We start from the raw sequence: 22,212 nt of genomic DNA on the forward strand, positions 1-22,212 counted from the left end.
TTCCAGATATCTACTCATATTCAAATCTACAAGGCTGTGGTCCCTTGTAATTTTTGTGTTCTTTTTTGTTCATATTCTTTTATTGCATCCAGTTTACTTACCAGAAAATCTATATCGTCAAACCCATTGATCATACAGGTTTTTTTATAAGGATCTATTTCAAAATTTTCTGAAATATCTTTCTTCGGAATTCTAATCCTTTGGGCTTCCAGGTCAACCATAATTTCTACGGAAGGATCTTTGGTGATTTCAGCAAAAAGCTGGTCCAAAAATACCGGACTTACCTGAACCGGAAGCAATCCGTTATTGAGTGCATTTCCTTTGAAAATATCGGCAAAATAGCTGGATACTACTACGGTGAAGCCGTAAGCTTTAAGAGCCCAGGCGGCGTGTTCCCGGCTGGAACCGCACCCAAAATTATCCCCTGCGACTAAAATTGAACCTTTATATTCAGACTTATTTAAAGCAAACTCCGGATTAGGTTCATCATTTTTATCAAAACGCCAATCCCGAAAAAGGTTTTCTCCAAACCCCGCTTTATCGGTTGCTTTTAGGAACCTTGCAGGAATAATCTGGTCGGTATCTACGTTTTCTACTTCTAAAGGAACCGCTGTATCGGTTAATGTGATAAACTTTTCCATTTAATTTAAGTGTTTTGTAAAGTCGGTTAATTTTCCTGAAACTGCAGTTGCAGCCGCAGTTAACGGACTTGCTAATATAGTTCTGGAACCCTGTCCCTGTCTTCCTTCAAAATTCCGGTTACTGGTAGATACACAGTATTCGCCTGCGGGAATTTTATCATCATTCATTGCTAAACAAGCCGAACATCCCGGTTGTCGTAATGTGAAACCTGCATTTTCAAATACTTCTCGTAAACCTTCCGCTTCAATTTGAGCTGCTACCTGTCGTGAACCCGGTACAATTAAAGCGTTTACATTTCCAGCTTTTTGTTTACCTTTTATATACGCTGCTGCCTGTCTAAAATCTTCAATTCTAGAGTTAGTACAGCTACCAATAAAAATCCAATTTATAGGTTTATCTAATAAAGATTCTCCAGGTTTAAAGCCCATATAGGCCAAAGCTTTAGCATCGCTTTTTCCACCTTCCATCGGGATTGCACCTGTGATTTTTATGCCCATCCCTGGATTTGTACCGTAGGTGATCATCGGTTCAATATCTTCTGCATCAAATGAATATTCCTGGTCAAACTCAGCGTCTTCATCGGTTTTTAAAGTTTCCCAATAAGCTTGGGCAGCTTGAAAATCTTCACCTTCCGGTGCAAATTCTTTTCCTTTTACATATTCAAATGTAGTTTCATCCGGAGCTATTAATCCTCCTCGTGCTCCCATTTCAATACTCATATTACAAACCGTCATTCGGCCTTCCATAGACATTTCTTCGAATACATTTCCGGCATATTCGCAAAAATATCCTGTACCAGAATTTGTCCCAAGTTTGCTTATTATATAAAGGATCACATCTTTAGGTAAAACCCCTTTTTTGAGTTTTCCGTTTACATTTACACGTAATTTCTTAGGTTTTTGAACCAAAACACACTGGCTGGCAAAAACCTGGGAAACCTGGCTGGTGCCAATTCCGAAGGCAATAGTACCAAAAGCACCGTGAGTAGAGGTGTGGCTATCCCCACAAACCATAGTCATTCCCGGTTGGGTAATGCCGAGTTCGGGAGCCATTACGTGAACAATCCCGTTATAGGGATGTCCGAGGCCGTAAAGCGTAATATTATTTTCTTCGCAATTTTGGGTTAATTCTTTAAGTTGTTTTCTGGACAAGAGATCTTTAACCGGTAAATGCTGATTTTCAGTAGGGGTATTATGATCCGCCGTAGCCACAATTTGATCTGGACGAAATACCGAAATATCTCTTTCTTTCAGCTCGTTAAAAGCCTGTGGACTCGTAACTTCGTGTATTAAATGTTTATCGATATACAAAATATCGGGACCATCGGGTATAGATTCTACCACGTGTGCATCCCAAATTTTATCGAATAAAGTTTTCTTCATTTTTATAAATTCAATCCTGGTTTATATTCAACTTTATACAGAATTATTAGGCTATTGCTCTTATTTTTCTTTCTGAAATTTCCATAATTTCGTGAATATCATGGTCTTCCACGCATCTTCTGGCATCAGCATAATTCAGGAATTCTGCATAAACCTCATCTAACTGAAGCTTGGTTAAATTGTAGCCCATTTTCTTGGCTTTGTAAGCTAAAGCTGCTCTTCCGCTTCTGGCGGTAAGAACAATTGCGGATTCAGTAACTCCAACTTCTGCAGGATCTATAATTTCGTAAGTTTCACGGTTTTTAATTACCCCGTCCTGGTGAATTCCAGAGCTATGTGCAAAGGCATTTGCACCTACAATCGCTTTGTTTGGCTGTACAAACATTCCCATTTCACGGGAAACCATACAACTAGTATCAAAAAGGAATTTGGGGTCTATATTTGTATTTAAATTTAAAGTTGGGTGTTGTCTTAAGATCATGACGACCTCTTCTAAAGCGGTATTCCCCGCACGCTCACCAATCCCGTTAATAGTGCACTCTATTTGGCGTGCTCCATTTTGCACACCTGCAATAGCATTTGCAGTAGCAAGGCCTAAATCGTTGTGGCAATGGCAGGAAATTCTAACTTTATCGATGTCCTTTACATTGTCTTTTAAATATTTTATTTTTCTTCCGTATTCATCAGGAAGGCAATATCCGGTAGTATCAGGGATATTAAGAACAGTTGCTCCGGCTTTGATCATTTCGGTACAAACGCGGGCAAGAAATTCATTATCTGTTCTTCCGGCATCTTCAGCATAAAATTCAACATCGTCTACAAAATTCTTTGCGTGTTTAACCGCGGCTACACCACGCACAATAATTTCTTCTCTGGTAGAGTTGAATTTATATTTAATATGTGAATCTGATGTTCCAATACCGGTATGAATACGCGGTTTTTTAGCATATTTTAAAGCTTCAGCAGCAACTTCGATATCTTTTTTAACAGCACGGGTGAGTCCACAAACGGCGGCATTCTTTGCCAGCTTAGAGATTTCGTAAACCGATTGAAAATCGCCGGGACTCGAAACAGGAAAACCTGCTTCAATAACATCTACTCCCAGCTCATCAAGGCGCGCAGCAATTTTAAGTTTTTGGGCCGTATTTAATTTACAACCTGGAACTTGCTCTCCGTCTCGTAACGTCGTGTCAAAAATTTCTACCTTTTCTGTGCTCATAAGAGATTTTTTTTACTTTATCTTTAACTAAAGTATTGTTAATCTATACACTCAAGACCTTTGCCTATAAGGTCATTACGATAATTAAACTAAAAAATATAATGTAATACTACTGTAAATCAGTTTATTACGAACTATTCTGTTACAATGACTAATGATTTAACTGATAACTTATTTTCTTTGATTAAGTCGCTTTCACCTTCAGAAAAGCGTCAATTTTCATTGTATGTTGGAAGAATTGGTGTGAATACCGATAGTAAATTTTTAAATTTATTTAAGGTGATGACTAAAATGAAAAAATACAATGAGAAAGAAATTCTTCTAAAAACTAAAATAAGTAAGCAACAATTATCTAATGTAAAAGCACATTTATATAAACAAATCCTTATTAGTCTTAGACTGAATCCTGCTCATCAAAGCATACCGGTGCAAATTAGGGAACAGTTTGATTTTGCTTATATCCTTTATAGAAAAGGTCTTTACAAACAAAGTTTGAAATTGCTCGATAAAATTAAAGGCCAGGCGCTGGAATATGAAGAGAAAAATCTGGCTTATGAAATTCTGGAGCTGGAGAAAATAATAGAATCGCAATATATTACCCGAAGTATAGAAAACCGTGCCGAAAGCCTTATTCAGCAAACCAGGGATTTGAGTGATCTGAATTTAATTTCCAGTAAACTTTCAAATTTGTCATTACAGTTATATGCTATTTTTCTAAAAATGGGATATGCCAGAACCCAAGAAGAGGCTGAAAGTATTAGAAATTATTTTTATCAAAATCTTCCTGAATATCAAATCAAGAATATAGGTTTCAGGGAAAAATTGTGGCTATATAAAGCTCATTTATGGTTTAGTTTTATCACCCAGGATTTTCTGGCTTGCTACCGCTATTCTATGAAATGGATAGATCTTTTTAACGAACACAAACATTTGGTGCCTATTCACCCGGTTTCCTATTTAAAAGGGAATCACTATTTACTGGAATCGTTATTTTACCTGAATCACACCAATTTATTCGAGAAAACCCTTAGGAATCTTGAAGGGATGCTGAAAGATGCCAAAATCCCTGACGATGATAATATAAAAGCCCTGGCTTTTCTTTATCTATACTCCAATAAGCTGAATTTACGTTTTATGCAGGGGAACTTTGCGAATGGCGATGAATTGGTAGAGAAAATCCAGAAACGAATTAAAAAATATAAGGACCGAATTGATGAGCATCACATTATGGTGTTCTACTATAAGATTGCCTGTCTATATTTTGGAGATGGAAACAATAAAAAATGTATAGAATTTCTTAATAAGATTATTAATAATAAATCGCTTGAAATGCGGGAAGACCTTATGTGTTTTGCCCGTATCTTGAGTTTGGTGGCTCATTACGAAGCCGGGCTGGACTATCACTTAGATCGCCTTGTAAAATCTACCTATAAATTTTTAATTAAAATGAACGATTTGCACGAGGTGCAGAAAGAAATGATACGTTTTCTTAGAAATTTACCAGAAGTTTCTCCGCTTGAAATTAAAGATGAATTTAGGAAACTGCATACCAAATTAAAAGATTTTGAAGATCATCCCTATGAGCGTAGGGCATTTTTATACCTGGATATCCTTTCCTGGCTCGAGAGTAAAATAGAAAACAGACCGGTGGCTGATGTTATTGCTGAAAAAGTAGCTTTGGTAAGCAGATAGTTATTTCTGAAATACGAGAGGAAGACTATAACTTACATTTACCACCTCTCCAAATTGCTTCCCTGGTTTCCATTTTGGCATTTCTTTTACAACTCTATAAGCTTCCACCATATATTCAGCGGGGGCTTCTTCAACTATTTTAATGTCAGTCGTATTTCCTTCGCAATTAATAGTAAATCTTATTACTACTCGCTGCATAGAATTATGATAAGTAGGTATTTTAATATTTTCTATTAGATACTTTTGTAGAGCTTTTTGTCCTCCAGGAAATTCAGGTGGAATCTCAAAGTGGAAATATTCAATTTCTTCACCAGCCTTATTCCAAACCGTACCTTTTTTTAGTTTATTTCGTTTGAAATAATCATGTCTCCTTTTGATCCCATTTTTCCAGTAGGCAACTAATTCTCCGTGCATTTTTCCGTTCTTAAATTCTATCGAATGAAACAATTCTCCAGATTCATAATAATGTTTATGTAATCCTTCATAGATTTTCTTTTCATCTTTTAGATCATAAGATTGCTCAGCTTTTTTTGCTCCATCCACGAAATAGGTGGTTCTTAAAAATTCATAGTCTTTGTCTGGAGTAGGAGTAACAATTTTAAAATATTTAGCATTTTCTTTCTTATCCAATTCCTGGTAATTATTATCCATATAGATAGTATCCTGGGCAAATACGGAAAATGAAATTACAGTAAGAATTAAGCTGAGGAAAAGGTTTTTCATAAGTATTTTAGGCGGGTTTTAATTTAAACAATTATTCCAAAGTACTTCATCGGGAGGAGGAGCAGTAATGTGTATTTCTTCTTTCTTTACGGGATGAATAAATTTTAGCTCCCTGGCATGTAGATGAATACTGGCATCTTTATTACTTCGGTCAAAACCGTATTTTAGATCGCCTTTAATCGGGCTGCCAATTGCCGAAAGTTGGCTCCTTATTTGATGATGCCGTCCGGTATGCAAATCTACTTCCAACAGAAAATAGTTATCTAATTTTTTTAAAAGTCGATATTCCAGAATAGCTTTTTTGCTTTCGGGAACTTCTTTAATATGCGCGTAAGATTTGTTTTGTTTTGGGTTTCTATTTAAAAAATGGACTAAAGTATCTGAATCTTTCGGGGGAACATTTTTCACAATTGCCCAGTAAGTTTTCTTCGCTTCTTTTTGCTGAAAAAGCTTGTTAAGTCTTGGTAGGGCTTTAGATGTTTTTGAGAAAAGAACAATTCCGCTGGTTGGTCTGTCTAAACGGTGAACTACGCCTAAATAAACATTTCCGGGTTTATTATATTTTTCCTTTATATAAGATTTTACAACCTCGCTTAGCGGTTTATCGCCAGTTTTATCGCCCTGCACAATATCACCGGGACGTTTATTAACCACAATAATGTGATTGTCTTCATAAAGAACCTGGAGATTATTTTTATCTGAAATTACTTTTTCCAAAAAGAAGATTTTAATTATACTGCCGGCTTTAACAATTCACTGCTTACCAAACTAGTACTGTTCATCATCAGATGGGAAACTTTTGCTTTTTACATCGTCCCGATAATTTTCAAAAGCTTTGGTCATTTCTGTATGAAGATCAGCATATCTTCTTAAAAATCTGGGGTTGAATTCGTGGGTCATCCCTAACATATCATGAATTACCAACACCTGGCCATCTACACCGTTTCCGGCACCAATTCCTATTACAGGAATACTTATACTTTCGGCAACTTCTTTAGCTAGCTTAGCCGGAACTTTTTCTAAAACTATGGCAAAACAACCCAGGCGTTCCAATAAGATCGCATCCGATTTTAATTTTTCGGCTTCAGCTTCCTCTTTAGCTCTAACGGTATAAGTCCCGAATTTATAGATAGACTGCGGGGTTAAGCCTAAATGTCCCATTACGGGAATTCCTGCGTGCAGTATACGTTTAAGTGATTCTTTAATTTCTTTTCCGCCTTCAAGTTTTACAGCGTGACCGCCACTTTCTTTCATAATTCTAATGGCAGAGCGCAAAGCTTCTTTTGGATCACTCTGGTAACTTCCAAAGGGAAGATCTACAACAACAAGGGCACGATTTATAGCTCTTACCACGCTGGTTGCGTGATAAATCATTTGATCTAAAGTAATAGGAAGTGTGGTTTCGTGTCCTGCCATCACATTACTGGCAGAATCTCCCACAAGAATTACATCTATTCCAGCACCATCTACAATTTTCGCCATAGAGTAATCGTAAGAAGTTAGCATCGCAATCTTCTCACCATTTTTTTTCATATCTACGAGAGACTTGGTAGTGACTCTTTTATATTCTTTCTTAGCTACAGACATATTTTCAATTTTGGATGGTAAAAGTACAAAAACACGCGGTTTTAAGGTAAGAAGCTGGTTTTAATGTTTTTTAAGCTCAGCATAAAGCGTTTTTAATAATTCACCATCGTCTCCGTGATATTGCCAAAACATCGCACCACCCAAATTATTATCTAAAATATAACAGGCTTTTTCTTTTATTGATTGGGGGTCATCATAAGTGATAAATGTTCCTGTAGCTTCGCGCCAAAGAAAAGGTGCTTTGGCTTCTTTCTCCCAATGGCGTTTATATTTACCAGTTTCTATACTATCTTTTAAATCTCTATAATTGATGCTGAAAGCATTCCCAAGAGCTTTTTGATGTAACCCGAAGTTTTTATTTTCTGTCTCGTGCCATCCACGGCCATAGAAAGCCATACCCACAACAATTTTTTCTGAAGGAGCGCCAGCCGCCAAATGTTCCTTCACTGCTGTTTGAGTACTCTGTTTGTAATCCTTAGGATCTGTTTCTGAAACATATAAGTTTGTATGGTGTGATGTAGAATCGTTCCACCCACCCTGGTAATCGTAACTCATAATATTTATAAAATCCAGGTAAGGATGAATTTTATCCAATTCTACATTATCTAAATATTCCTGAGTAGCAGCCGTTGCTATGGTTAGTAAGTAATTTCTCTGGTCTATTTTGCCTAGGGAATCTAATTTCTTCCTAAAAAGTTTTAAAATAGAGGTGAAGTTTTGTTTGTCCTCAGGCATATGAGGGTTTCCCGCTCCTGGTAACCCGGGATATTCCCAGTCTAAATCTATCCCATCAATTTTGTGTTTTTGTAGAAAGGAAATTCCGCTATTGGCAAATCGCTCCCTGTCAGTTCTGGTTGCCACTGCTTCAGAAAATCCACCAGACCAGGTCCAGCCCCCAACCGAAATCAGGATTTTTAAATTGGGGTTTTCTTCTTTTAAACTGTTTATTTTTTTTAATCGTTCTACATCTTCAGGATTTCCTTCTATAATTTTTCCATCTTTAATATTAGCGAATGCGTAATTAATGTGGGTGAGTTTTTCAGCAGAAATTTCATCAAATTTATCATTAACATTATCACTAATAATATATGCTACAATCTTTTTTTCCTGTTTTCCCTGGGCCTTCATGTGAAGATTATTAAAGAAAAAACAAAGACTTAGACACCAGAAAATAATCGTAATTCTTTTCATAATTGATGGATTAGCGTAAAAACTTTAAAATACTAAATTAGCGTTTAAATAAAATGAATTCTATGAAGAAGTTATTATTAATTAGTTTGTTCCTTTTGTGCCAAATTGGGTGGAGCCAAAATACCGAAAAAGAAAATCTTCAGAGTTTAATTGAAAATTTCTTTCAAGCCTTTCACGCTCAGGATTCTGTGAGGTTAAAAAGTTTTGCACATCCCGATATTAAAATGCAATCTGTAGCTATAGATAATGAAGGGAATACAGATTTATCTATTTCAGAATATTCACATTTTTTAAAGTCGATAGCTTCAATTCCTGCTTCAACTAAATTTGAAGAAAAATTACACGATTTTGATATTAATGTCAACGGAATGATCGCCAATGTAAGCACTCCTTATTCTTTTTATGTAAATGATGAATTAAGTCATTGCGGGGTAAATACTTTCCAGCTCATGAAATCCAGAGGCGAATGGAAAATCATCTATTTGGTAGATACACGTAGTAAAAAAGGCTGTAAGTAACTATTCAACATCTTTAACACACCTAAAACCTAAATGTTCTAATCCGCTCTCGGGAGTAGAGCTCATTCTTGCCGCATTCCGGTATCCGGTGCAATAAGATTCGCTGCATAAAAAAGAACCTCCACGAATTACTTTTTGTTGTTCTGGATTAAAATATTCTTTAAAGTAACCATCTGTGCGCTGTTCTAATTTTGAATACGCATTTGGATAATAAGTATCTAAAACCCATTCCCAGGCATTTCCAGAAATTTCGTAGAGTCCGAAAGAATTGGGAGGAAAACTTTTTACCGGGGCGGTTTTTTCAAAACTGTCTTTTATCTCGTTAGAAACCGGAAAATCTCCCTGGTGGAAATTCACGAATGCGGTTGCTTTCTCAAAATCGTTTCCCCAATGGTAAATTTGATTTTCTTTCCCACCTCTGGCCAAATATTCAAATTCTGCTTCGGTAGGTAAACGTTTTCCGGCCCATTTTGCATACGCCATAGCATCATACCAGGAAACCTGTACTACAGGATGATTTTCTTTGTTTTCAATAGAACTTTCTGGACCTTGCGGATGTTTCCAGTTGGCACCTTCTTTAAATTTCCACCAGGCCTGCGGATTTTCGGCATCAAAAACCATGGCACCGGGAGGGAAAGTTTTGCCGTTAATTTCAAAACTACGTTCGGCGGTAGTAACGTAACCGGTTTCTTCTACAAATTCTCTGAATTCAGCATTAGTAACCTCAGTTTCATCTACCCAAATTGTTTCAATTTTTTCTTTATGCTGCGGAAACTCATCTCGCCTGGCTTGTTGCGAATTTCCACCCATCATATATTCTCCTCCTTCAATCTTAAGCATTCCGGAGGTTGAAACTGAATCACTTTGTTTTATTTCGGCAATTTCTTCAAGATATTTTTCGTGGTAGGATTTTTCGGTTTTCTGAATATTTTCTTCAGAAGATTTAGTAGGTTCATTTTCTTCATTTTTACAACTAAAAAATGAACAGAAAAGACAAAGGAGAACGAAGTATTTTAGAAAGGAGAAACGCATTAATTGATTTTCGGCTAAAGATAAACAAGTGTGGTAAATACTTAAAATTAATTGAAGCTGCTAAGGCTGGTTTTATTTATTGTAAAAGCTTTGGAAGCAAAAAGAATACTACAATCCCGTTGTTCATGGCGTGCATTGTAATGGGCCAAAGCAAGCTTCCGTTTTCGACTTTTATTTTTCCGAAGAAATACCCGGCGATAATTCTCGGGAAAATTAACAGGAATAAAATTAGGTCAAATTGCCGGCCTTCAATATAATTCCAGATATGAACCAAACCAAAAAGAGCAGCGGTTAGTATCCATATAAACTTATAATTTCGGTAAAGCATTATACGAAATATTCTAAGGAATCTTGAAGGTTTAAGAGATTGCAAGAACAGAAAAATGATAATAGCCGATAATATTACCAGGCCATATTTAAGTAAAGAATGTGCTTCCTGCGGAATAAAACCGAGGCCTATAAATGCAAGTACTGCACAAATAAAAATGTAGATTTCGGTAAAAGAAGGCTTAATGAGGGTTCTAAACATACTTTCTTCCAAAAGGGGCGCTATAATAACCGCCATAAGAATAAATGCCAGCGGACTCTCATCCATTAAATTGAATAATTCGGTTTGCTGGTATTTCTGGAGGTCTAATTCTGGTAAAAATGTATTTAAAAATCCCAATAAAAAGAAAAACAGAAAATAAGTCCCAATCATGAACCAGTAATTGCGAAAAAGATTGCTGACTTTTGGTGGGATGTTTAGGAATTGCAAAGACTTAGATTTGATTATTGCTGCAATTTAATACTGTAAGATATTTTAAATGACTAATTCACGAATTATTCCAATGAGTTTTTTAAATAATTCAAAATTCAGAATAGCAAAACTCAAAACTGATAACCCACAACAGAGAACGGGTAATTAACAATCGCTTAAATTCACTTTAACTGCGAGTCCGCCTTCTGAGGTTTCTTTATATTTAGAATTCATATCTTTTGCGGTGTCCCACATTGTTTCAATTACTTTATCCAGTGGAACTTTTGCTTTAGTAGCATCGCTTTCCAGGGCTATTTCAGCAGCATTGATGGCTTTTATGGCGCCCATTGCGTTTCTTTCAATACACGGCACCTGAACTAAACCTGCAATAGGATCGCAAGTCAATCCAAGATGATGCTCCATAGCGATTTCTGCGGCCATTAATACCTGTTCCGGAGTTCCGCCAAGTAATTCTGTTAATCCACCGGCAGCCATTGCCGAGGATACGCCAATCTCTGCCTGGCATCCGCCCATTGCGGCAGAAATCGTGGCGCCTTTTTTAAAGAGACTGCCAATTTCACCGGCAACCAGCATAAAGCGTTTCATATCTTCAAAAGTGGCTTCGTGATTTTCTATCACCATATAATACATCATTACTGAAGGTACGGTGCCGGCACTACCATTTGTTGGTGCAGTAACCACACGACCCAAAGATGCATTTACCTCGTTTACGCTAATGGCAAAACAGCTTACCCATTTAAGAATTTGCCTGAACTTTACCTCAGTTCTTCTAATAGCGGTTATCCAATCTTCGGGCGAATCATATTTTTCTTCCCCAATAAGGCGCTGGTGCATTTCAAAAGAACGGCGTTTCACATTGAGTCCGCCGGGAAGAGTGCCTTCGGTATGGCAGCCAATGAACATAGATTCCAGCATCACATCCCAAATTTGTTTTAAGCCGGCATTTATTTCTTCTTCGGTTCTAAGAGATTTTTCATTTTCAAGAACTATTTCAGAAATAGGTTTGTTTTCAGCTTTGCAATAGGCGAGGAGTTCTGTAGCTTTTTCAATAGGAAAAGGAAATTCTAAAAAGCTTTTCATCTTATTACTAGCGTTTTTACGCTCTTTTTTTACAACGAAACCGCCACCGATGGAATAAAAAGAAGAAGAGGTTTTTTTACCGTTTTTCAGTTTAGCCCGAAATGTCATTCCGTTGGGATGAAACTCAAGGAATTTCTTGTTAAACTTTACATCGTCAGCAATGCTAAAATCGATTTCTTTTTCGCCGTTAAATTGAAGTTTTTTTGTTTCCCTAATCTTTTGAATTTCACTGTCAATTATAGAAATATCCATAGTTACAGGATCGTGACCACAAAGTCCTAAAACAGTAGCAATATCTGTAGCGTGACCTATTCCGGTAAGGGATAGAGAACCATAGAGATCTATATGTATTTGTTCTACGTCATCAAAAGTGCCTTTTTGCTTTAATTCTGCAATCCAGCGTTGTGATGCCCGCCAGGGACCTAAAGTATGAGAACTGGAAGGGCCTACGCCCACCTTCAACATATCAAAAACACTAATACATTCAATTTTTCGCATCGTATAACTCCTATTTTACTGCAAAAATAAGGATTTGTTAGTATGAAGTAGAATGAATTGAAGAAATATTAAAACGATTTCGTAATCTTGGAAGCGCAGATTTGGCAAGTACTTTTAGGAAAAAATGACAACCTGTCATAAGTTTTCTGCTGGCATAATGATTGATTTTAACACCTCGAAGAATTGAAATCAATAATATAAAATTCAACCTATAAAGTTATGAGTAAAATAATTGGAATTGACTTAGGTACTACCAACTCTTGCGTTGCCGTAATGGAAGGTAACGAGCCTACGGTAATACCTAATGCCGAAGGAAAAAGAACTACACCTTCTGTAATCGCATTTGTAGAAGGTGGCGAAATAAAAGTTGGTGACCCGGCTAAGCGTCAGGCAGTAACTAACCCAGAAAAAACTATTTCGTCTATTAAACGTTTTATGGGGAACAAATATTCTGAATCTTCTAGAGAAGCAGGAAGAGTTCCTTATAAAGTAGTAAAAGGTGATAATGATACTCCACGTGTAGATGTGGATGGAAGAAAATATACTCCCCAGGAACTTTCTGCAATGGTACTTCAAAAAATGAAGAAAACCGCAGAAGATTATCTTGGACAGGATGTAACAGAAGCGGTAATTACCGTACCTGCATACTTTAACGATTCTCAGCGTCAGGCTACAAAAGAAGCCGGTGAGATCGCAGGTTTAAAAGTAAGCCGTATTATAAACGAGCCTACTGCAGCAGCATTGGCTTACGGACTTGATAAAAAATCTCAGGATCAAAAAATCGCTGTTTATGACCTTGGTGGTGGTACATTTGATATCTCTATCCTTGAATTAGGTGATGGTGTATTTGAAGTATTGTCTACTAATGGTGATACGCACCTTGGTGGTGATGATTTTGATGAAGTTCTAATCGATTATCTTGCAGATACTTTCCAAAAAGCTGAAGATATTGATTTAAGAAAAGACCCAATGGCACTTCAGCGTTTAAAAGAGGCTGCTGAAAAAGCTAAAATTGAGTTGTCATCTTCAAGTCAAACTGAGATCAATTTACCTTATGTAACGGCAACTTCAAGCGGACCAAAACACCTTGTAGAAACTATTAGCCGTTCTAAATTTGAGCAGTTAGCTTCAGAACTGGTAACCCGTTCTATGGAGCCTGTTAAAAAAGCACTTAGCGATGCAGGTCTTTCAAAAAGTGATATCGATGAGGTAATTCTTGTTGGTGGTTCTACCCGTATTCCTAAAATTCAGGAAGAAGTAGAAGCATTCTTTGGTAAAAAACCTTCTAAAGGTGTAAACCCAGATGAGGTTGTTGCAATTGGTGCAGCTATCCAGGGTGGTGTATTAACCGGAGATGTAAAAGATGTATTGTTACTTGATGTTACTCCACTTTCTTTAGGTATTGAAACTATGGGAGGAGTTAACACTAAGTTAATTGAATCTAACACTACGATTCCAACCAAGAAATCACAGACATTCTCTACCGCGGCAGATAACCAGCCTTCTGTAGAAATTCACGTGTTGCAGGGTGAGCGTCCAATGGCGGCAGATAATAAGACAATTGGTAGATTCCACTTAGACGGAATTCCACCAGCGCCAAGAGGAACTCCTCAAATTGAAGTGACTTTTGATATTGATGCCAATGGTATCATTAAAGTAAGCGCTACCGATAAAGCAACTGGAAAATCTCAGGATATCCGTATCGAGGCTTCTTCAGGATTAACAGAAGAAGAAATCGAGAAAATGAAGAAAGAAGCTGAAGCAAATGCTGATGCTGATAAGCAAGCCAAAGAAAAAGTAGATAAGCTTAACGAAGCTGATGCTATGATCTTCCAAACTGAAAAGCAATTGAAAGAATTTGGCGATAAGATTTCTGAAGATAAGAAAAAGCCGGTAGAAGAAGCTTTAGAAGAATTGAAGAAAGCTTACGAAACTAAAGAGCTTGATCAAATAACTCCTGCTTTAGACAAATTGAATGAAGCCTGGAAAACAGCTTCTGAAGAAATGTATAAAGCACAAGCTGAAGCTCAAGGCGGCCAGGCAGGACCACAACAAGGTGCTACCGGAGCTGAAGGCGGACAGCAAGCTGGAGGAGACTCTAAAAGCGGAGACGACGTAGAAGATGTAGATTTTGAGGAAGTTAAATAAAAAAGCCCCCTCCCAACCCTCCCCCGAAAGGGGAGGGCTTAAATAAATCAAAAGCGCGACCTGAATGGGTCGCGCTTTTTTGTTTTAAGAAGTTTAAGCTTTATCATTCAGAATGATAGGATACGAGAGAATATTCCCCCTCTGGGGGTTAGGGGGCAAATGTATAATACAAATACACAAAATTAAAAACTACTAAGAGAGCGAAACATATTAAGCAGAAAATCCTATAACTCTTTCCCGGGCGGTGTTTTTTAAGCATTTGCTTTCCTGTAACCAATTTATAATTAAACCAGGCTAAAAAGGGTGCAGATAGAAATGAAAGTCCGGCGGCGAAATCTACCAAAATGGTAAAAGAACCGGAGAGGAAATACAAAATAGAAAGCGAAAGAACCGGGATAATGAAAATGGAAATTCGGTAAATTTTCCATTTTTCTTTTTTGTCTTCAGGTTTGTCTTTTTCAGGATCTTTTAATTCAGAAATTACTCTCGGATAAGCATCAGTAACTGTTAGAACGGTACTTAGCATAGTAACAAAAGCTGCTACAGAGATCAAAGGTTTACTCCATTCCCCAAGGGTTTTTCCGTAAAGTTCCACCAACTGGCTCGAGAATTCAACGCTATTGCTGGAAAACGAAGTGCCGCTGCCAAACATTACTAAAACGCCCAGCAAAAAGAAAAGTAAACCAATAAATGCAGCCGAAAGATAACCTACATTAAAATCGGCAAAAGCACCTTTTACTGAAATTTTCTGTTTGTTCTGACCCGCCTTTTCTTTGGTCCAGATGGAATGCCAAACCGAAGCATCTAAAGGAATAGGCATCCAGCCCATAAAAGCGATTATAAAACCTAAACTGGCCGTAGTCCAAAGCGAAGGCGATTCGGTAGAAACCGCATCATTTACTGTACCGGCACCAAAAGCCATAATTACGGCAGCAAGAGTAGCGAGAGTTAATAAAGTTACAATAACCTTCATACTTTTATCGAGGCCGGGATATTTTCCTATTAAAAGTAAAGCGATACACGCAATAAGAATAATCCCACTCCAAAGAAAAGGCGACCAGCCAAAATTGAATAGTCGCTCGGCTAAACCGGCGGTAACAATAGTCACCGCAGCCTGTATAATAAACATACTTCCCAGTGTAATCAGTATATAAATCCAGTATGGGAATTTACCCAGTTTTTTATATCCGGTAATCAAATGATTTCCGGTACCGGCGGAAAACCTGGGACCAAATTCAAGAAAAGGATATTTTGAAATGCAGGCTACTATCAAAACCCAAATTAAAATAAATCCATAATCGGCACCGGCTCTGGTAGCCTGCACTAAATGAGAAACTCCAATGGCTGCTCCAGCTAGTAAAAATCCGGGGCCAATACTTTTTATGATGGAAGTTTTAGAAGAAGTATTTTTTTGTTTCATTTAGAAATAATTAAATAGCTAACTTCTCGATTGCACGCGAAGTGACAGTTTCTGGCTAAAGAGTTGAATAGAATACCACCGAATTTAAGCAAATTCAGCAATAATTTTGGTATTGACTTCGTGCCCACCTTTATAGGTTTTTATTTCAAGATTATGAGGAAATATCTCTTTCAGGTGTTCTTCTTCTACTTTTACTATTCCGTTTTTGAGGTATTCATCTTCAGTTCCGTAGATAAAAGTGAAATTTGTTTGCTTAAGAAATTCAAAATCTTCAGCAGTTAATTCTGAAGGAACTTTTCCCGAATGCATAATTAATTCTTGGCATTCAATTTTTCGCCTGGCAATCCACCTTGTTGCTACTGAAACGCCCTGGGAATAGCCTAAAACTATTAATCTTGGTGCATTTTTTAGATTTTCAGCTTTATAAACTTCATCGAGATAATTGAGTACATTTTCAGTTTCTGCTTCAGTTTGTTCTTTAGTGAGCCAGGAGGCACCTACGTGTTTATACTCGTTGTTGAGGTAATATTTAGACTGGGCCTGTGGAGCAATCACATAATTTTCTATTGCATTTAAATGATTAAAATGCCTTAAGAAATACCTGCTTAAATAACCAATTCCGTGGCAAACCAACCAGACTGTTTTTGTTTTTTCAGTAAAATCGTTTAAAACGCTGTAGGTGTTGGTAATTTGGTAAGAAAGCTGCTTTTCGGTGCTCATTATTTTATGTGATTTTTAATGGGAAACCCTCAGTGGAATAGCGAGATTTTCTCATTAAATTTGAAATATCTTCGAAGATAATATTCTTAACCCCTCTGTGACCTTTTCTTATTGCAATACACCCTCATGTAATGCAATAAATTTCACCCCGGCAATTTGTATTCACAAAACTAATTAATACTAATTATTATGGAAATTTTTATAAGAAGATTATTCTTATCGTTCCTCCTATGCGTTATTTGTTTTTCGTGTAGTGAAGAGGAAGGTGTCCAGGAAGTTTCAGAAAAAGCTACGCTATCTTTTAGTCCTATTCTTAATGATCTGCTACGAAACCAGCAAAATAAACAGGAAGCTACCGAGCTTCCAGCGTGTTCTGATGATACCCCTTCCTATGTAGAAATTATTTTATTGCGAGGTGAAGAAGAAGTCGTAGGTACTTCTGGAGATCCTTTTGCAATTGATTTGGTTTCTGATGAAAATTATACTGAATATAGTCCTGAACTTGAACTTGAACCGGGAACGTATACTTTAGATCATTTTGCCGTGTATAATTCTGAAGGAGGTCTTATTTGGCTTGCACCAAAAGGAGGTGCAATTGGAGATTTATTACAGAACACTTTACCTTTAGACATTAATCTTCGTAGTGGAGTTAAAAAATATGTAGACGTAACGGTGGTTTGTTTTGATGATAGAATTGTGAATGAATATGGTTATCTATTTTTTGATCTTATTCCCACCGAAATATTTGAATTCTGTTTCTTCGCAAATTACTGTAATGAAGCCGGAAGACATTATACCGCGGCGTATAGTGTAGATATCTGGTTAGGAACAGATGATAGTGGAACTCCGCTTTATACCGATGTAGAAAATGCAAAATCTGCTGAAGGTGAAGATCCCTGGGCAGATCCATTATGTTTCGATTTACCTAATTTACAGGATTACGACGATGAAGAACCATATCTATATTATGAGGTTACCCTTAAGGGATGGCCAGATGTATATGGCGAAGTTTCAGAGATAATTATTGATGGTACGTTGAGTAGAGCCAATATTCAGGCTAATTTTGACGGGGATGATAATGTAGAATACGAGCATTTATTTTTTGGTTGTGGAGATGATGACGAACCATTAGACTCCGATCAGGATGGAATTCCCAATAGCGAAGATAATTGTCCAAATGTACCAAACCCAGACCAGGCAGACGAAGATGAAAATGGTGTAGGTGATGCCTGTGAAAGTGGATCAGATGATGATGGCGATGGCATACCAAATGATATTGATGAATGTCCAGATACAGATCCCGGAGTAGAAGTAGATGAAGTTGGATGTGAAAGTATCCGGGTTCCCGGCAGAGATGTAGTTGTATTAAACGATATAAATATATTTGATAATACCGCTCTGGAAGATCCCGATAATGTGAGATTTGTTCAAAACCTCGTTAATTATACCACTACGGGAGTAAGGAACGGTGGAGATGTAGTTTGGATAGATCGCGGGCGCAATGCAAGATGCTACAGCAATGGCGAATGTACTGAAACAGGATGGGCTACCACCGAATCTGTTATTGAAGATGAAGGTTTTACCGTAGAGAGTATTTTTTCAACGGTAGGCTCTTTAACAAGCATTCCTTCAGATGTTAAAATAGTGATGCTGGTTATGCCAACATCGCAATATACGGTAGATGAAATCAATACTTTAAAGCAATTCGCGGCCGATGGTGGAAGAATAATTTTTGTTGGTGAGTATGATTCATTTTATGCAAATATTGAAGTTGAAAATCAATTCCTTGCAAATATGGGCGCCGTTTTATTCAATAGTGGAGGACGAGTTGATTGTGATTATACCATATTACCTTCAGCATCAAATAGAGATCACCCTATTATGGCAGGTATAGAAGACCTAACCATTGCCTGCGCTTCTGTAATAGAACCTGGAGATGGTGACTTTGCCCTGTTCTATGACACTACAAATACTTTAGTTCTTGGGGGTGTAGCAAAAATTGATACAGCACCAATAACTGAACTTAAGCAGGCAGCAAGATCGAAAATTAGAGCAAAAACCACACGTATATCTAATCAATCCTCGTCTACAGGATATTAATAAATAAAACTTTAATTAAATAAAAGAGGCTGTCTGAAAAGGCAGCCTTTCTTGTTGGATTATTTTGAGGTTTTTATTATTTTCATGTAATGAAAGCTAAAGTTGTATTTAAGACCTATAACCAGTCGCAGTTAAGTCTTTTACCTCCCAGTTATGATGATTTGGTTCCTGTAAATCATCCCGTTAGAATCGTCAATACGATTATTGATCAAATCGACATCGCTGACCTGGAGCGAAGTTACAAAGGAGGTGGTACTTCCAGTTACCATCCTCGGATGCTTCTTAAGGTGATCATCTATGCGTACCTGCGCAATATGTATTCCTCTCGTAAGATAGAACAGGCTCTTCTGGAGAACATTCATTTTATGTGGCTCAGTGGTCAAAGTAAACCTGATCATAATACCATCAATGATTTTAGAGGAAAACGCTTAAAAGGGAAGTTTAAAAATATTTTCAACCAGGTGGTTCTTTTACTGGCTGACCAGGGTGTATTATCTTTAAAGGAACTCTTTGTGGATGGCACTAAGATAGAGGCCAATGCCAATCGCTTTACTTTTGTATGGGGTAAATCTATCAAGAACAGTAAAGAGCGTATTAAGAAACAGCTTCGGGAACTATGGTCTTATGTGGAAAAGGTTTATGACCAGGAACAATTGCTTCCTAATGAGCCTGATTTTGAGGCTATCGATCCGGATGAAGTAGCCAAAACCATTGATGCCATTAATGACGCATTAAAAGATAAGGAGGTCGATAAAAAAGTAAAACAAAAGCTCAACTATGCCAAGAAGAACTGGCCTGGGAACCTGAAGAAATACCAGGAGCAGGAACCCTTCTGGGCAAGCGTAACAGCTATAGTAAGACAGATCCCGACGCTACTTTTATGCGGATGAAAGATGATTATATGCAAAATGGGCAATTAAAACCCGGGTATAACCTTCAGGCCTCCACCAATAACCAGTTCATTACCAATTATACCTTAGCCCAAACCACCGCAGATACCACTACCTTAAAAGACCACCTGCAAGATCATATAGGCTCCTACGATCAAACACCTCAAAGCCTTACCGCAGATGCCGGCTATGGCAGTGAAGAGAATTATACCGATTTAGAGGAAAAGGAAATTACTGCTTATGTGAAATACAACTACTTCCATAAAGAACAACGCGATAAAAAGCATCGGGAAAACCCATTCCACCCGGACAACCTATTCTACAATAAAGAAACCGATACATATTACTGCCCTATGGGCCAGGCGATGAAGAAGGTAAGAAGGTATGAGAGTGAAACCACTACCGGTTTTAAGCAGCAAATCCATCGGTATCAGGCCGCCAACTGCAAGGGATGCCCTTTGCGAGGCAGCTGTCATAAAGCCAAAGGGAACAGGATTATCGAGCGCAATCATAACCTGATCCGTCTCAAGGAAAAAGCCAGGAACCTACTATTAAGTGAAGCGGGAATAGCACATCGTAAACGTCGGTGCTGGGATGTGGAAGCCGTCTTTGGGAATATCAAGCAAAATATGGGCTTCAAGCGATTTATGCTTCGGGGAATGGAGAAAGTAACTACTGAAATAGGGTTAATTGCTATGGCGCACAACTTAAGAAAATTCAGTATAGCATAGCAAGGGGGCGCTGCTTTGCCTTTTTTTATCATTAAGAATATCTACAAAAGAAGAAGCACTTCTCTCACAAAAACTTTTATCAATAAAAAAGGCCATCTAAATACTTTTTAGACGGCCTCTTTTTTATGAAAGATTAAAAATTTGTTTTAGCATCTTAGGTCTTTCTCAATGCTTATTTTTATTTCAGGGTTTTGTACTTTTACGATATAATCAATAATTTGAATGATGACCAATGAAGAAATTCTGGAGCTTTCCAAAAAGGTGTGTAAAAATACGCTTATGGAAACCCTGGAAATTGAATTTACTGAAGTTGGGGAAGATTATTTAATAGCCAAAATGCCGGTTACCCCAAAAGTGCATCAACCCGATGGCGTGTTGCACGGTGGTGCCAGCGTAGCTTTGGCTGAAAGTGTTGGAAGTATGGCCAGTTATGTTTTTTTAGATACCGAGGAGTTTTTTATTCGCGGTATTGAAATTTCTGCCAATCATTTAAAAAGTATTGCTGAAGGTTTTGTTTTTGCCAGGGCTTCTTTTATTCATAAAGGCCGAACAACCCAGTTGTGCGAAATAAAAATTACCGACGAAGCCAATAACCTGATTTCTATCGTAAAACTTACTACCATAGCATTGCCAAAAAAGAAATAGAAAATGAACAACGAAGAGTTTTTTATAAAATTGGAAGAACAAATTCAAAACGGAAATCCTTTTGTAGCCTATAGAAACCCTGGATCTAAAAACGAATTGACCAAAGCTTTGCTTCAGGATTCAGCTGAAACTTATAAAACTGACGATTTTACCGAAAATGGATTTGTTTTTGCTCCCTTTGAAAATACTGAAAACGCAATTTTAATCCCTTCAGAAAATGCCGAAATAATTACTACAGAATATTCGGCTGAAAGCTTTGAAGAAGTAGAAAAGGAAAATCAGGAATTCCCCCCTGCTTATACAAATTCCGAAGCCAGAATTAAACACGAAGAATTGGTTGAAAAGGGAATTGAAGCCATAAAAAAAGGAGAATTTAAAAAGGTGGTTTTGTCACGTAAGGAAGACGTGCAAACCCAACTTAAAGCGATGGAGATTTTTAAGAATTTACTTAAAAAATATAAAACTGCTTTTGTGTATTTCTGGTTTCATCCTCAAACCGGGATTTGGCTGGGTGCCACTCCAGAAACTCTTTTAAACGTAGAACGTGAAAAATTTAAAACTATGGCCCTGGCCGGAACCCAGGCCTTTGAAGGAACTTCATCTGTAAACTGGGAAGAAAAGGAAATTGAGGAACAACAAATTGTTACCGATTCGATTTTGGAGAATCTGAAACATAAAGTTTCGGGGATTATTCATAAATCTGAGCCCTATACTTCCAAAGCTGGGAATTTGCTGCATTTACAAACCGATATTACAGGAATGTTAGATCCTGAAAAATCCAGTCTTAAAAGCTTGATTTTTGCTTTACACCCAACTCCGGCTGTATGCGGACTTCCGAAGAAAAAAGCGCAACAATTTATTTTAGAGCATGAAGCTTACGATCGCGAATTTTATTCAGGCTTTCTGGGAGAATTGAATATGAAAAATGAGGTAAAGCGAAATAACAATCGTAGAAATCAGGAAAATCAAGCTTATGGCAGCATCCTGAAACAAACTTCCCTTTTTGTGAATTTACGTTGCATGAAATTAGAAGGTGGAAAAGCCAGGTTATTTATTGGTGGTGGGATTACCAAAGATTCCAGTCCTGCAGATGAATGGCAGGAAACCGTAAATAAATCGCATACCATAAAATCTGTACTTGTTAAATAAGGTCAAAACCTACTCCCAAAATGTTTTTGAAATTGTAATTTTGGGTGAAATTAAATTGCCTGTCGTCATTCTGAACTTGTTTCAG

At 37.4% G+C, this 22,212-nt stretch carries 18 protein-coding genes and 1 pseudogene; 7 read left to right on the top strand and 12 right to left on the bottom strand.

The window, feature by feature from the left end; genetic code table 11:
• Positions 1 to 26: 26 nt before the first annotated feature.
• The 3 genes from leuD to AO058_RS10390 are packed head-to-tail and all read right to left on the bottom strand — an operon-like array spanning position 27 to position 3,243.
• Positions 27 to 641 (bottom strand): 3-isopropylmalate dehydratase small subunit, encoded by a 615-nt coding sequence (gene leuD, locus AO058_RS10380; protein ID WP_075326433.1) that lies wholly within the window; start codon positions 639 to 641, stop codon positions 27 to 29.
• Positions 642 to 2,024: a 3-isopropylmalate dehydratase large subunit gene (leuC, locus tag AO058_RS10385; protein WP_075326435.1), complete on the bottom strand. Its 1,383-nt coding sequence runs from the start codon at positions 2,022 to 2,024 to the stop codon at positions 642 to 644.
• 46 nt (positions 2,025 to 2,070) lie between these two features.
• Positions 2,071 to 3,243 (bottom strand): 2-isopropylmalate synthase, encoded by a 1,173-nt coding sequence (locus AO058_RS10390; RefSeq protein ID WP_075326437.1) that lies wholly within the window; start codon positions 3,241 to 3,243, stop codon positions 2,071 to 2,073.
• A 147-nt stretch (positions 3,244 to 3,390) separates the two neighbouring features.
• Between AO058_RS10390 and AO058_RS10395 the strand changes: the two genes are divergently transcribed.
• Positions 3,391 to 4,935, top strand: coding sequence for a hypothetical protein (locus tag AO058_RS10395; RefSeq protein ID WP_075326439.1), 1,545 nt, complete (start codon positions 3,391 to 3,393; stop codon positions 4,933 to 4,935).
• On the opposite strand, the gene AO058_RS10400 is transcribed toward AO058_RS10395, so the two are convergent.
• Genes AO058_RS10400 through AO058_RS10415 form a run of 4 tightly spaced genes read right to left on the bottom strand, consistent with a single transcriptional unit; the run spans position 4,936 to position 8,436 of the window.
• Positions 4,936 to 5,658 (bottom strand): energy transducer TonB, encoded by a 723-nt coding sequence (locus AO058_RS10400; RefSeq protein ID WP_075326441.1) that lies wholly within the window; start codon positions 5,656 to 5,658, stop codon positions 4,936 to 4,938.
• 18 nt (positions 5,659 to 5,676) lie between these two features.
• Positions 5,677 to 6,375, bottom strand: coding sequence for an RluA family pseudouridine synthase (locus tag AO058_RS10405; RefSeq protein ID WP_075326443.1), 699 nt, complete (start codon positions 6,373 to 6,375; stop codon positions 5,677 to 5,679).
• A 51-nt stretch (positions 6,376 to 6,426) separates the two neighbouring features.
• Positions 6,427 to 7,245, bottom strand: coding sequence for a 3-methyl-2-oxobutanoate hydroxymethyltransferase (gene panB / locus AO058_RS10410; protein WP_075326445.1), 819 nt, complete (start codon positions 7,243 to 7,245; stop codon positions 6,427 to 6,429).
• A 60-nt stretch (positions 7,246 to 7,305) separates the two neighbouring features.
• Positions 7,306 to 8,436, bottom strand: coding sequence for a glycoside hydrolase family 18 protein (locus AO058_RS10415; RefSeq protein ID WP_075326447.1), 1,131 nt, complete (start codon positions 8,434 to 8,436; stop codon positions 7,306 to 7,308).
• Between the two features lie 62 nt (positions 8,437 to 8,498).
• On the opposite strand from AO058_RS10415, the gene AO058_RS10420 reads away from it, so the two are divergent.
• The gene (locus AO058_RS10420) at positions 8,499 to 8,954 is read left to right on the top strand and encodes a nuclear transport factor 2 family protein (RefSeq protein WP_075327947.1); all 456 of its coding nucleotides are present in this window, start codon (positions 8,499 to 8,501) and stop codon (positions 8,952 to 8,954) included.
• Here the strand turns inward: AO058_RS10420 and AO058_RS10425 are convergent, their stop codons facing one another.
• The 3 genes from AO058_RS10425 to AO058_RS10435 all read right to left on the bottom strand — a co-directional run bounded on the left by AO058_RS10425 (position 8,955) and on the right by AO058_RS10435 (position 12,324).
• Positions 8,955 to 9,986, bottom strand: coding sequence for a formylglycine-generating enzyme family protein (locus AO058_RS10425; RefSeq protein ID WP_075326449.1), 1,032 nt, complete (start codon positions 9,984 to 9,986; stop codon positions 8,955 to 8,957). It lies immediately after the preceding gene.
• Between the two features lie 76 nt (positions 9,987 to 10,062).
• The gene (locus tag AO058_RS10430) at positions 10,063 to 10,686 is read right to left on the bottom strand and encodes a CPBP family glutamic-type intramembrane protease (RefSeq protein WP_075326451.1); all 624 of its coding nucleotides are present in this window, start codon (positions 10,684 to 10,686) and stop codon (positions 10,063 to 10,065) included.
• Positions 10,687 to 10,890: 204 nt separating this feature from the next.
• Complete coding sequence (locus AO058_RS10435) at positions 10,891 to 12,324, bottom strand: L-serine ammonia-lyase (protein WP_075326453.1); 1,434 nt, start codon at positions 12,322 to 12,324, stop codon at positions 10,891 to 10,893.
• A 219-nt stretch (positions 12,325 to 12,543) separates the two neighbouring features.
• On the opposite strand from AO058_RS10435, the gene dnaK reads away from it, so the two are divergent.
• Complete coding sequence (gene dnaK / locus AO058_RS10440; RefSeq protein WP_075326455.1) at positions 12,544 to 14,472, top strand: molecular chaperone DnaK; 1,929 nt, start codon at positions 12,544 to 12,546, stop codon at positions 14,470 to 14,472.
• A gap of 148 nt (positions 14,473 to 14,620) precedes the next feature.
• On the opposite strand, the gene AO058_RS10445 is transcribed toward dnaK, so the two are convergent.
• Positions 14,621 to 15,892: an NRAMP family divalent metal transporter gene (locus AO058_RS10445; RefSeq protein WP_075326457.1), complete on the bottom strand. Its 1,272-nt coding sequence runs from the start codon at positions 15,890 to 15,892 to the stop codon at positions 14,621 to 14,623.
• 84 nt (positions 15,893 to 15,976) lie between these two features.
• Positions 15,977 to 16,612, bottom strand: a complete 636-nt coding sequence (locus AO058_RS10450) for an alpha/beta hydrolase (protein ID WP_075326458.1) — start codon at positions 16,610 to 16,612, stop codon at positions 15,977 to 15,979.
• A 189-nt stretch (positions 16,613 to 16,801) separates the two neighbouring features.
• On the opposite strand from AO058_RS10450, the gene AO058_RS18940 reads away from it, so the two are divergent.
• The 4 genes and pseudogenes from AO058_RS18940 to AO058_RS10470 all read left to right on the top strand — a co-directional run bounded on the left by AO058_RS18940 (position 16,802) and on the right by AO058_RS10470 (position 22,127).
• The gene (locus tag AO058_RS18940; protein WP_075326460.1) at positions 16,802 to 18,712 is read left to right on the top strand and encodes a thrombospondin type 3 repeat-containing protein; all 1,911 of its coding nucleotides are present in this window, start codon (positions 16,802 to 16,804) and stop codon (positions 18,710 to 18,712) included.
• Between the two features lie 89 nt (positions 18,713 to 18,801).
• A pseudogene (locus AO058_RS10460) lies at positions 18,802 to 20,333 on the top strand (IS1182 family transposase).
• Positions 20,334 to 20,558: 225 nt separating this feature from the next.
• A complete protein-coding gene (locus AO058_RS10465; protein WP_075326462.1) occupies positions 20,559 to 20,978 on the top strand; it encodes a PaaI family thioesterase in 420 nt (139 codons plus the stop codon).
• Between the two features lie 3 nt (positions 20,979 to 20,981).
• Positions 20,982 to 22,127: a chorismate-binding protein gene (locus AO058_RS10470; RefSeq protein ID WP_075326464.1), complete on the top strand. Its 1,146-nt coding sequence runs from the start codon at positions 20,982 to 20,984 to the stop codon at positions 22,125 to 22,127.
• The last annotated feature ends 85 nt before the right edge of the window (positions 22,128 to 22,212 follow it).

The sequence above is a fragment of the Salegentibacter sp. T436 genome (genome assembly GCF_001932675.1).
GTDB lineage: Bacteria > Bacteroidota > Bacteroidia > Flavobacteriales > Flavobacteriaceae > Salegentibacter > Salegentibacter agarivorans.